At 37.7% G+C, this 12743-nt stretch carries 13 protein-coding genes; all 13 read left to right on the forward strand.

Annotation, left to right across the window (positions count from 1 at the left end):
• The first annotated feature begins 15 nt into the window (after window positions 1–15).
• The gene (gene trmFO / locus AC0OM3_RS04845; RefSeq protein ID WP_000213002.1) at window positions 16–1320 is read left to right on the forward strand and encodes an FADH(2)-oxidizing methylenetetrahydrofolate--tRNA-(uracil(54)-C(5))-methyltransferase TrmFO; all 1305 of its coding nucleotides are present in this window, start codon (window positions 16–18) and stop codon (window positions 1318–1320) included.
• Window positions 1321–1385: 65 nt separating this feature from the next.
• The gene (xerC, locus tag AC0OM3_RS04850; protein WP_474211128.1) at window positions 1386–2285 is read left to right on the forward strand and encodes a tyrosine recombinase XerC; all 900 of its coding nucleotides are present in this window, start codon (window positions 1386–1388) and stop codon (window positions 2283–2285) included.
• A 42-nt stretch (window positions 2286–2327) separates the two neighbouring features.
• Window positions 2328–2870 carry an ATP-dependent protease proteolytic subunit HslV gene (hslV, locus tag AC0OM3_RS04855; protein WP_000526272.1) on the forward strand — a complete coding sequence of 181 codons (543 nt, stop codon included), beginning with the start codon at window positions 2328–2330 and terminating at the stop codon, window positions 2868–2870.
• A gap of 22 nt (window positions 2871–2892) precedes the next feature.
• Window positions 2893–4284: an ATP-dependent protease ATPase subunit HslU gene (gene hslU / locus AC0OM3_RS04860; protein WP_000550078.1), complete on the forward strand. Its 1392-nt coding sequence runs from the start codon at window positions 2893–2895 to the stop codon at window positions 4282–4284.
• 77 nt (window positions 4285–4361) lie between these two features.
• The gene (gene codY, locus AC0OM3_RS04865; RefSeq protein ID WP_000421290.1) at window positions 4362–5141 is read left to right on the forward strand and encodes a GTP-sensing pleiotropic transcriptional regulator CodY; all 780 of its coding nucleotides are present in this window, start codon (window positions 4362–4364) and stop codon (window positions 5139–5141) included.
• A 347-nt stretch (window positions 5142–5488) separates the two neighbouring features.
• On the forward strand, window positions 5489–6190 hold the full coding sequence (gene rpsB / locus AC0OM3_RS04870) for a 30S ribosomal protein S2 (RefSeq protein ID WP_000111485.1): 702 nt from the start codon (window positions 5489–5491) through the stop codon (window positions 6188–6190).
• A 103-nt stretch (window positions 6191–6293) separates the two neighbouring features.
• Entirely contained in the window at window positions 6294–7181 is an 888-nt protein-coding gene (gene tsf / locus AC0OM3_RS04875) for a translation elongation factor Ts (RefSeq protein ID WP_001018578.1), read from the forward strand.
• Between the two features lie 66 nt (window positions 7182–7247).
• Window positions 7248–7970, forward strand: a complete 723-nt coding sequence (gene pyrH, locus AC0OM3_RS04880; protein ID WP_000042668.1) for a UMP kinase — start codon at window positions 7248–7250, stop codon at window positions 7968–7970.
• A gap of 2 nt (window positions 7971–7972) precedes the next feature.
• The gene (gene frr / locus AC0OM3_RS04885; protein WP_000531501.1) at window positions 7973–8530 is read left to right on the forward strand and encodes a ribosome recycling factor; all 558 of its coding nucleotides are present in this window, start codon (window positions 7973–7975) and stop codon (window positions 8528–8530) included.
• A gap of 85 nt (window positions 8531–8615) precedes the next feature.
• Window positions 8616–9392, forward strand: a complete 777-nt coding sequence (gene uppS / locus AC0OM3_RS04890) for an isoprenyl transferase (protein WP_000971296.1) — start codon at window positions 8616–8618, stop codon at window positions 9390–9392.
• 17 nt (window positions 9393–9409) lie between these two features.
• Complete coding sequence (gene cdsA, locus AC0OM3_RS04895; protein WP_000813592.1) at window positions 9410–10201, forward strand: phosphatidate cytidylyltransferase; 792 nt, start codon at window positions 9410–9412, stop codon at window positions 10199–10201.
• Window positions 10202–10224: 23 nt separating this feature from the next.
• Complete coding sequence (gene dxr / locus AC0OM3_RS04900) at window positions 10225–11367, forward strand: 1-deoxy-D-xylulose-5-phosphate reductoisomerase (RefSeq protein ID WP_000790373.1); 1143 nt, start codon at window positions 10225–10227, stop codon at window positions 11365–11367.
• A gap of 17 nt (window positions 11368–11384) precedes the next feature.
• Complete coding sequence (rseP, locus tag AC0OM3_RS04905; RefSeq protein ID WP_001090243.1) at window positions 11385–12641, forward strand: RIP metalloprotease RseP; 1257 nt, start codon at window positions 11385–11387, stop codon at window positions 12639–12641.
• The last annotated feature ends 102 nt before the right edge of the window (window positions 12642–12743 follow it).

The raw sequence follows: 12743 nt of genomic DNA on the forward strand, positions 1-12743 counted from the left end.
GGAAAGGTGATATAAATGACAACACAAGTAGTAAACGTCATTGGCGCAGGTCTTGCAGGAAGTGAAGCAGCTTACCAAATTGCAAAACGTGGTGTCCAAGTTAGATTATATGAAATGAGACCGGTAAGGCAAACGCCAGCTCATCACACAGATAAATTCGCTGAATTAGTATGTAGTAACTCACTTCGTGCAAACACTTTAACAAATGCAGTTGGAGTTATTAAAGAGGAAATGCGCTTAATGGATTCTGTAATTATTCGTGCGGCGGATGAGTGCTCTGTACCAGCTGGAGGTGCTTTAGCTGTAGACCGTCATGAGTTCGCAGCTAAAGTAACGGAATACGTAAAGAACCATCCAAATGTAACTGTAATGAATGAAGAAATTACAGATATTCCAGAGGGACCGACAATTATTGCTACAGGTCCATTAACATCTCCTGATCTTTCTGCAAAATTGAAAGAATTAACAGGAGAAGATTATTTCTACTTCTATGATGCTGCAGCCCCAATCGTAGAAAAAGACAGCATTGACATGAATAAAGTATATTTAAAATCGCGCTATGACAAAGGGGAAGCTGCATATTTAAATTGCCCAATGACAGAAGAAGAGTTTGATCGTTTTTATGAGGCTCTGATTGCTGCTGAGACAGTGCCTTTAAAGGAGTTTGAAAAAGAAATTTTCTTTGAAGGTTGTATGCCAGTAGAAGTTATGGCAAGTAGAGGGAGACAGACGTTAGTATTTGGACCTATGAAACCTGTTGGATTGGAAGATCCAAAAACAGGGAAAACGCCATATGCTGTTGTTCAGTTACGTCAAGATGATGCAGCGGGAACTTTATACAATATCGTAGGTTTCCAAACACATTTAAAGTGGGGACCACAAAAAGAAGTGCTACAGTTAATTCCGGGATTGGAAAATGCAGAGATTGTACGTTATGGTGTAATGCATCGTAATACGTTTATTAATTCACCCAATTTGCTTCGTCCAACATATCAATATAAACAACGTGATGATTTATTCTTCGCTGGTCAAATGACTGGAGTAGAGGGATATGTTGAATCAGCAGCATCAGGATTATTAGCAGGGATTAATGCTGCGCGTCTTGTGCAAGGTGAAGAACCAGTTGTATTACCACCAGTAACTGCAATGGGTAGCATGGCAAATTACATTACGGCAACGAACGCTAAAAACTTCCAACCGATGAATGCGAACTTCGGTCTATTTGCACCGTTAGAGAAGAAGATTAAAAAGAAAGCAGAACGAAATGAAGCGTACGCAGCACGCGCTTTAGAAACGATTCGAAATTTTGTAAATATTTAGTTAAATTTCTTGCAAAGGCTACTAAGTTGTGATACGATTTAGTAGCCTTTATTGAGGTGAGTTGTGTGAATGTGAAGAAATTGTTACAATTATTCGTTGGATATTTACAAATTGAAAGAAATTATTCAAAATATACAATTGCAAGTTATCAAAATGATTTAGAACATTTTGTGCAATTTATGGAACGAGAAGGCATATCCTCTTTTTTAGACGTTACATACGCGGATGTTCGTTTGTACTTAACGACGTTGCACGATGAAAAGTTAGCCCGTAAATCTGTCGCAAGAAAAGTATCAAGCTTACGAAGTTTATATCGTTTTTTGATGCGTGAAGGTTATCGAAAGGATAATCCGTTTGCACTTGCGTCACTCCCCAAAAAAGAATTGTCAATCCCAAAGTTTTTATATGCTGAAGAGTTAGAGGAATTATTCGAAGTTTCTGACACGGAAACGCCATTAGGTCAAAGGAATCAAGCTTTATTAGAGTTGATGTATGCGACTGGGATCCGTGTGAGTGAATGTGTCAATTTACAACTTACCGATATTGACTTTGCGGTGGGAACAATTTTAGTAATGGGAAAAGGAAAAAAACAAAGGTATATTCCATTTGGAAGCTATGCGCAAGATTCTTTAATTACTTATATAGAGAATGGGAGAAAACAGTTAGTTAATAAGACTGACGAAGACTCTCATAGGGTATTTTTAAATGCGAAAGGTACACCGCTAACAAGTCGTGGAGTTCGTTATGTTTTAAATGAAATCATTAAAAAGGCTTCACTGACAATGCGGATAAGTCCCCATATGTTAAGGCATACATTTGCTACACATATGCTAGATGAAGGGGCAGATTTACGTACTGTACAGGAGCTATTAGGCCATGAGAATTTGTCGACGACACAAATTTATACGCATGTCTCTAAAGAAAGATTGCGTTCTGTTTACATGAAGCATCACCCGCGGGCATAAATTGCTTTAAAAGCTATAAAAACAAATAAAGGAGTTTTTTCTATGGGAAATTTCCACGCTACAACGATATTTGCAGTTCATCATAATGGAGAATGTGCAATGGCTGGAGATGGCCAAGTGACGATGGGAAATGCTGTTGTAATGAAACATACAGCTCGTAAAGTTCGTAAGCTTTTCCAAGGTAAAGTTTTAGCTGGTTTCGCAGGATCAGTTGCTGACGCATTTACTCTTTTTGAAATGTTTGAAGGGAAATTAGAAGAGTATAATGGCAACTTGCAACGTGCTGCTGTTGAAATGGCAAAACAATGGCGTGGCGATAAAATGTTACGTCAGCTAGAAGCGATGCTCATTGTCATGGATAAAACAACTATGCTCCTTGTTTCAGGTACAGGAGAAGTGATTGAACCGGATGATGGTATTTTAGCAATTGGATCTGGTGGGAATTATGCACTTTCTGCAGGTCGTGCTTTAAAGCAATATGCAAGTGAACACTTAACAGCGAAGCAAATTGCGAAAGCGAGTTTAGAGATTGCTGGCGATATTTGTGTTTATACGAATCACAACATAATTGTTGAAGAATTGTAGAATCGTAAGGGAGGCATTTTATATGCATTTACATTTTACTCCGCGCCAAATTGTGGAAAAATTAGATCAATACATCATCGGTCAAAAAGACGCAAAGAAAGCGGTTGCTGTAGCGTTGAGAAATCGATATCGTCGCAGTAAATTAGCTGAAAATTTACGTGACGAAATTGCACCTAAAAACATCTTAATGATTGGACCGACAGGTGTTGGGAAAACAGAGGTAGCACGACGAATGGCGAAACTCGTTGGAGCACCTTTTATTAAGGTTGAGGCTACAAAATTCACAGAAGTTGGATATGTGGGTAGAGATGTAGAGTCGATGGTACGTGACCTGGTGGAAACATCGGTTCGTATTGTAAAAGAAGAAATGGTAGTGAAAGTTCAAGATAAAGCAGAAGAGCAAGCGAATCAACGTCTTGTTGAAATTTTAGTGCCGAGTCCGGAGAAGCAATCTGGATTTAAAAATCCATTAGAGATGCTTTTTGGAGGCGCTCAAAATTCGAATCAAACGTCTGATACACAAGAAGATGTTGAAATCGAAAAGAAACGTCAAGATGTGGAGAGAAAGCTTGCTGCAGGGCTTCTTGAAGAAGAAATTGTATCGATTGAAGTGACTGAACAACAGTCTTCCATGTTTGATATGTTACAAGGAACTGGCATGGAACAAATGGGAATGAATTTCCAAGATGCGCTAGGAAGTTTTATGCCGAAAAAAACGAAAAAACGTAAACTTTCTGTAAAAGAAGCAAGAAAACTCTTGACAAATGAAGAGGCACAGCGCTTAATTGATATGGATGAAGTTACACAAGAGGCTGTTTATCGTGCTGAACAGCTCGGGATTATTTTTATTGATGAAATTGACAAAATTGCTGGTAAGCAGTCGAATAGCGTAGATGTATCACGTGAAGGTGTGCAACGTGACATTTTGCCAATTGTAGAAGGATCGAATGTTGCGACAAAATACGGATCAGTAAAAACGGATTATATTTTATTCGTTGCAGCTGGAGCGTTCCATATGTCTAAACCGTCGGATTTAATTCCGGAATTGCAAGGGAGATTTCCGATTCGAGTAGAATTAACAAAATTATCGACAGACGATTTTGTTAAAATATTAATCGAGCCTGACAATGCGTTAATTAAACAATATATGGCATTATTAGCGACTGAAGGTATAGAAATTGAATTTTCAGACGAAGCTATTCGTAAGATTGCTGAGATTGCTTATCAAGTTAATCAGGATACAGATAATATTGGAGCAAGAAGACTTCATACGATTATGGAGAAGCTCCTTGAAGATTTATCGTTTGAAGCATCTGAAATTACGTTAGAGAAAATAACGATAACACCTCAATACGTTGAGGAGAAATTAGCAACAATTGCTAAAAATAAAGATGTGAGCCAGTTTATTTTGTAATAGTGTCATCAGGTGACTCGCCCTAGTTTCCAAGTGATGAAAAAATATGTGAGTAACATGTAGGAGGAACTTTTGAAATGGAATTATTAGCAAAAACGAGAAAATTAAATGCGTTATTACAGAGCGCAGCAGGGAAGCCTGTAAACTTTAGAGAAATGTCTGACACAATGTGTGAAGTAATCGAAGCAAACGTATTCGTAGTTAGCCGTCGTGGTAAATTACTAGGTTATGCAATTCACCAACAAATCGAAAACGAACGCATGAAGCAAATGCTTGCAGAACGTCAATTCCCAGAAGAATATACACAAAGCTTATTCAACATTACAGAAACATCTTCAAACTTAGATGTGAACAGTGCTTACACAGCATTCCCAGTAGAAAACAGAGAATTATTTGGTCAAGGTTTAACTACAATCGTACCAATCGTTGGTGGCGGTGAGCGTCTAGGTACATTAGTATTAGCTCGTCTTGGTCAAGAGTTCTTAGATGATGATTTAATCCTTGCTGAGTACAGCTCAACTGTTGTAGGTATGGAAATCTTGCGTGAAAAAGCAGAAGAAATTGAAGAGGAAGCACGTAGTAAAGCTGTTGTTCAAATGGCGATCAGCTCATTATCTTACAGTGAGTTAGAAGCAATTGAGCACATCTTCGAAGAATTAAATGGAACAGAAGGTTTACTTGTTGCAAGTAAAATTGCTGATCGCGTAGGAATTACTCGTTCTGTAATCGTAAATGCACTACGTAAATTAGAAAGTGCTGGTGTTATTGAGTCTCGTTCTTTAGGTATGAAAGGAACATACATTAAAGTGCTAAACGACAAGTTTCTACAGGAACTTGCTAAATTAAAAACAAACTAATTTATAAAAAACTCTCCTCGATTGAGGAGAGTTTTTTTGTGCAATGTATAGATGGTGCTTGTGAAAAGTGTCATAAGCGTGTTTTCTGGGAAAACTATTAATTGTATTTACTTTTTTGCTTAAAAGAAATGAAGGTTGGTAATACTAGAATTCGAGTATGAACAAAGAAAGTTTTACATTGTTCGCATTTTCGACTTGATTGAAATATTTCAGTATGATATAGTAAGCAGTGGTGTCAGTACAAAGTACACACGTTTACTGATTTAAGTGTTGGTGCTACGTTTGTAGTTTCGCTTAGAGATGAAGTAAACGGAGGATATCAAAAACCATTTAGGAGGAACTATATTATGTCAGTAATTTCTATGAAGCAATTGCTTGAAGCTGGTGTTCATTTCGGACATCAAACTCGTCGTTGGAACCCAAAAATGAAGCGTTACATTTTCACAGAGCGTAACGGTATCTACATCATCGACTTACAAAAAACTGTGAAAAAAGTTGAGGAAGCTTACAGAACGATGCGCGACATCGCTGCTGAAGGCGGAGACATCTTATTCGTAGGTACTAAAAAACAAGCACAAGAAGCTATTAAAGAAGAAGCAACTCGTGCTGGTATGTACTTCGTTAACCAACGTTGGTTAGGCGGAACTTTAACAAACTTCCAAACAATCCAAAAGCGTATCAAGCGTCTTAAAGACATCGAAAGAATGCAAGAAGATGGTACTTTCGAAGTACTTCCTAAGAAAGAAGTTGTTCAACTTAAAAAAGAGTTAGAGCGTCTTGAGAAATTCTTAGGCGGTATTAAAGATATGAAAGGTCTTCCAAGTGCATTATTCGTAGTAGACCCTCGTAAAGAGCGTATTGCAGTTGCTGAAGCACGCAAATTACACATTCCAATCATCGGTATCGTTGATACAAACTGTGATCCAGACGAAATCGATCACGTTATCCCAGCAAACGATGATGCAATTCGTGCTGTAAAACTTCTTACATCTAAAATGGCAGACGCGATCCTTGAAGCAAAACAAGGTGAAGAAACTGTTACTGCGTAACAAAGTTGGAAAGGTGATAAGGGGTTCGGCCTTTTATCACCTTTTTTAAGGTATAAACACCTTTATAAAAGGTATAAATACATATTTTAGGAGGATGAAAAGTATGGCAATCACTGCTCAAATGGTAAAAGAATTACGTGAAAAAACTGGCGCAGGTATGATGGACTGCAAAAAAGCTTTAACAGAAACTAACGGCGACATGGAGAAGGCAATTGACTTCTTACGTGAAAAAGGTATTGCGAAAGCTGCTAAAAAAGCAGACCGCATTGCTGCTGAAGGTTTAACTTTCATCGAAACAAACGGTAATGACGCTTTAATCTTAGAATTAAACTCTGAAACTGATTTCGTTGCGAAAAACGAAGGTTTCCAAACACTAATTAAAGAATTAGCTGCTCACTTATTAACTAACAAACCAGCTAACGTTGAAGAAGCTATGGCTCAAACAATGGAAAACGGTAAAAAAGTTGAAGAGCACATCAACGAAGCAATCGCTAAAATTGGTGAAAAACTTACACTACGTCGTTTCGAAATCGTATCAAAAACTGATGCAGATGCATTCGGCGCTTACCTACACATGGGTGGACGTATTGGTGTATTAACAGTTCTTGAAGGTTCTACTGATGAAGCTGCTGCTAAAGATGTTGCAATGCACATCGCTGCGGTTAACCCTAAATACATCGACCGCGATGCTGTAACAGCTGAAGAAGTTGAGCATGAGCGTCAAGTATTAACACAACAAGCATTAAACGAAGGCAAGCCTGAGAAAATCGTTGCGAAAATGGTTGAAGGCCGTTTAGGCAAATTCTTCGAAGAGATTTGCTTACTTGACCAAGCATTCGTTAAAAACCCTGATATGAAAGTTCGTCAGTTCGTTGAGTCTAAAGGCGGAACATTAAAAGGATTCGTTCGCTACGCTGTTGGTGAAGGTATCGAAAAACGCGAAGACAACTTTGCTGAAGAAGTAATGAACCAAGTAAAAGGTAGTAACTAATACAGATTAGGGAACACATTGTGTTCCCTTTTTTAAAATAAAGATGTAAGCAATTGGAGGTTCATTATGAGTAAACCGAAATATAATCGTGTCGTTTTAAAGCTAAGTGGAGAAGCTTTAGCTGGAGAGCAAGGATTTGGAATTAACCCAACTGTTATTAAGTCAGTTGCGGAACAAGTAAAAGAAATTGCAGAACTTGATGTAGAGGTTGCTGTTGTTGTTGGTGGCGGTAACATTTGGCGTGGGAAAATTGGAAGTGAAATGGGCATGGATCGTGCAGGGGCAGATTACATGGGCATGTTAGCGACAGTTATGAATTCATTAGCTCTTCAAGATAGCTTGGAGAATATCGGAATTCAAACTCGTGTACAAACTTCAATTGAGATGCGTCAAGTTGCAGAACCTTACATTCGTCGTAAAGCAGTTCGTCACTTAGAGAAAAAACGTGTTGTTATCTTTGCAGCAGGTACAGGTAACCCATACTTCTCTACAGATACAACAGCAGCATTACGTGCGGCAGAAATTGAAGCAGATGTAATTTTAATGGCGAAAAACAATGTGGATGGTGTATATAATGCGGATCCATCTATTGATCCAACAGCTACGAAATACGAAACGCTTACTTACTTAGACGTATTAAAAGAAGGTTTAGGTGTAATGGATTCTACAGCTTCTTCTCTATGTATGGATAATGATATTCCATTAATTGTATTCTCAGTTATGGAAAAAGGTAATATTAAACGTGCCGTTTTAGGCGAAAATATCGGAACAGTGGTAAGGGGGAAATAAATATGGGACAACAAGTATTGAAGTCTTCAAATGAAAAAATGGAAAAAGCAGTTGCTGCTTATTCTCGTGAATTAGCAACAGTTCGTGCTGGCCGTGCAAACGCGTCTGTATTAGATAAGGTACAAGTTGATTACTATGGTGCACCAACACCAGTTGTGCAATTAGCGAACATTACAGTTCCAGAAGCGCGTTTACTAGTAATTCAACCTTATGATAAAACTTCTATCGGTGATATTGAAAAAGCAATTTTAAAAGCAGATTTAGGCTTAAACCCTTCTAATGATGGAACTGTAATTCGTATTGCATTCCCTGCATTAACAGAAGAGCGTCGTCGTGATCTTGTAAAAGTTGTGAAAAAATATGCTGAAGAAGCAAAAGTTGCTGTTCGTAACGTACGTCGTGACGGAAATGATGATCTTAAGAAGCTTGAAAAAGCTGGCGAGATTACAGAAGATGATTTAAGAGGATATACTGAAGATATCCAAAAAGAAACAGATAAATATATTGCAAAAGTTGACGAAATCGCAAAAAACAAAGAAAAAGAAATCATGGAAGTGTAATAGCGATAACTTCGCAAATATGACCCTCTTCTTAAGGGGGTCTTTTTACACTTTTAGGCATACGTCTGCTTGCTGGAGGGTATGAATGATGTTTAAAAACTTTCCTTTTTTTAAAGGTAAAAAGGACACATCGTTTGATCATCTCGTTGAAGAAGTGAAAAAAGGATATATCCCAGAACATATTGCCATCATTATGGATGGGAATGGAAGATGGGCAAAGAGGAGAGCAATGCCTCGTATTGCGGGACATCATGAAGGTATGCAAGTTGTAAAGAAAATTACAAAATTTGCAAGTAAACTTAATGTGAAAGTGTTAACTCTCTATGCTTTTTCAACTGAGAACTGGAAAAGACCGAAAAAGGAAGTTGATTATTTAATGAAGCTTCCAGAAGAATTTCTAGGTACATTTTTACCAGAATTGATTGAAGAAAACGTACAAGTCCGAGTAATAGGGCAAAAAGATCGTCTTCCTACGCATACACGCAGAGCGATGGAGAAAGCCATGGAAGATACGAAAGAGAATACGGGATTAATTCTTAATTTCGCGTTAAACTATGGGAGTCGAGATGAAATCGTTTCTGCTGTGCAACATATGATGAAAGATAATGAGGAAGGAAAAATTCGTTCTGAAGAGGTAAGTGAAGAAATGCTTTCCTCCTACTTAATGACGAGTTCTTTACCTGATCCAGAGTTGTTAATCCGAACAAGCGGAGAGCTACGTATTAGTAATTTCATGTTGTGGCAAATTGCATATTCGGAGTTTTGGTTTACAGACGTGTATTGGCCAGACTTCAAAGAAGAACATTTGCTAAATGCGATTACTGACTTTCAACATAGAGGGCGCAGATTCGGAGGCGTGTAGAAAGAGAGGGTTTGGTAGTGAAACAGAGAATTATTACTGGAGTGGTTGCTGCCGCGCTATTCATTCCCATCGTAATATACGGTGGCGTGCCTTTTACGGTTTTAGTGTATGCACTTGCTTCTATAGGTTTATATGAATTAATTCGTATGAATAAGCTTACGCTTATTTCAGTACCGACAGTTTTAGCTGCAGTATTATTGTGGATTCTTTTAATTCCAAGTAGTGCATCAGAACTGTTTACATGGATTGGATTAGGTAAATTGGAAATCACATTTGTGATTGTTTTATTACTTTTATCATATACAGTCCTTTCTAAGAATACATTTACTTTTGATAATGCTTCATTTTTACTGATGGCAACGACATATGTGGCAATGGGATTCTTATATTTAAATGAAACGAGAATATTAGGAATTAAATATGTATTTTGCGCATTATTTGTTATATGGGCTACTGATTCAGGCGCATATTTCGTAGGAAAAGCATTGGGCAAGAGAAAATTGTGGCCAGAAATTAGTCCAAATAAAACGATTGAAGGTTCATTAGGTGGCATCGTTTGTGGAATTATTGTGGCACTTGTTTACAATGTGTTCTTCCCAGTCGAATCGAATGTAGTAATTTTAATTGTGCTGACAATTATCATTTCTATTTTTGGACAAATTGGTGATTTGGTACAATCTGCATTTAAACGTCATTATGGCGTAAAAGATTCAGGTACAATTTTACCTGGGCATGGTGGTATATTAGACCGAACAGATAGTTGGTTATTCGTTTTACCAATTCTCTACTTCTTATTACAATACAATTAATAAATGAACGAGGGGTTGGAGTCATGAAAAACATTAGTTTATTAGGTGCAAGCGGATCAATTGGTACACAAACTTTAGATGTATTACGCTCGCACCCAGACCAATTCCGTCTCGTTGCTTTTTCTGTAGGGAAAAATATTGACTACGCAGTAAAGGTAATTCAAGAATTTTCTCCGCAAATCGTCTCTGTGCAAAGAGAGGAAGATGTTTTAAAATTACAATCTGTTTCTGGTAATACAAAAATTGTATATGGTAGTGAAGGACTTTTAGAAGTAGCATTACATCCAGATGCGGAGATTGTAGTAAATGCTGTTGTAGGTAGCGTAGGGTTGTTACCAACACTTCGTGCAATCGAGGCGAAAAAAACAATTGGAATTGCAAATAAAGAAACGTTAGTAACTGCAGGACATCTTGTAATGGAAGCAGCACGAAAACATAATGTTTCGTTACTTCCAGTAGATAGTGAACATTCGGCTATTTTTCAATGCTTGAATGGTGAAAATGAAAAAAGAATTTCTCGTCTTATTATAACGGCTTCTGGTGGAAGTTTCCGTGATAAAACGAGGGATGAATTGCATCATGTGACCGTAGAAGATGCGCTTCGACATCCAAACTGGTCAATGGGTTCGAAAATTACAATTGATTCTGCTACAATGATGAATAAGGGACTAGAAGTAATTGAAGCACATTGGCTTTTTGGTATCCCTTATGAGCAAATCGATGTTGTTTTACATAAAGAAAGTATTATCCATTCTATGGTTGAATTTGAAGATCGTAGTGTAATGGCGCAGCTTGGTTCACCTGATATGCGAGTACCAATTCAATACGCACTTACATATCCTGATAGATTGCCTCTTTCAGACACAAAACAGTTAAACTTATGGGAAATAGGGACGTTGCATTTTGAGAAAATGGACCAAGAACGATTCCGTTGTTTACGTTTTGCGTATGAAGCTGGAAAAGCAGGTGGAAGTATGCCAGCTGTAATGAACGCAGCGAATGAAGTAGCTGTTGAAGCCTTTTTACAAAAGAGAATTGGTTTCTTAACAGTGGAAGACCTCATTGAAAAAGCAATGAACCATCACAATGTCATTGCACGACCGAGCTTAGAGGAAATTTTGGAAATTGATGCGGCCACAAGACGGTTTGTGATGGAACAAATTTAGCAAAGGTGGTTATGGAATTGAATACAGCGATTGCCTTTATATTAATTTTCGGTGCACTCGTATTTTTCCATGAGCTAGGGCATCTATATTTCGCAAAAAGAGCAGGTATTTTATGCCGCGAGTTTGCGATTGGTTTTGGTCCGAAAATATTCTCATTTGAAAAGAATGAAACGGTGTATACGATTCGATTACTGCCCCTTGGTGGCTATGTAAGAATGGCTGGCGAGGATGCGGACACAGTTGAGTTAAAGCCTGGGAAAAAGGTTGGCCTTGTATTAAATGAAAAAGACGAAGTTGTGAAATTAGTTTTTGATGGATATGAAAAGTATCCAAATGTTCGTGTTATTGAAGTCGAACAAGCTGATTTGGAGCATAATTTAACAATTTCGGGCTATGAAGAGTACGAGGAAGAGCTTCAAACGTTCCGAGTGAATGAAAAGGCTCGTATTATTACTGCGGGGGAAGAAATTCAAATTGCTCCGTATAATAGACAATTTGGCTCGAAAAAACTAGGGCAACGCGCTTTAACAATCTTTGCGGGTCCTGCAATGAACTTCATTTTAGCATTTGTTATTTTTGTGATTCTTGGATTTGTACAAGGGGTTCCTATTGACAAACCAATGGTCGGAAAAGTGATGGATAACAGTGCAGCACAGCAAGCTGGATTGAAAGAGAATGATACAATTCAAGCTATTGATGGGAAAAACACAAGTACATGGAAAGATGTTGTTACTATTGTACGTGAAAACCCAAATAAAGAAATTACGTTACAAGTAAAGCGTGATAATGAACAGTTTAATGTGAAAGTAACGCCAACACTCGATAAAGAAGGAAAAGACGAAGTTGGTAGAATCGGTGTTTATTCTCCTGTAGAGAAAACAGTAATGGGTTCTATTAAATCAGGATTTGAACAAACGTACCAATGGACGAAACTAATTTTTGAATCTCTTGTTAAATTAGTAACTGGTCAATTTTCTATTAATGAGTTGTCAGGTCCAGTAGGAATTTATAATCTAACAGATCAAGTTGTAGATTATGGGTTTACGCGTGTACTAAGTTTAGCTGCAGTTCTAAGCATTAATCTTGGTTTATTTAATTTATTACCAGTTCCTGCTTTAGATGGTGGCCGTTTATTCTTCTTCTTAATTGAAGCGTTACGAGGGAAACCAATTGACCGCCAAAAAGAAGGAATGGTTCACTTTATTGGTTTTGCATTATTAATGTTACTTATGTTAGTTGTAACTTGGAATGACATTCGTAAGTTTTTCTTGTAAAATAAAGTGAAACTTATAATGAAATAGAGCTCGTAGAATAAAATCCCTCACCTAACTCGAGGTGAGGGGTTTTACTGCGTGTAAGAGTAAAATGAAGAGGTG

Source organism: Bacillus sp. FAU20, from assembly GCF_056033865.1.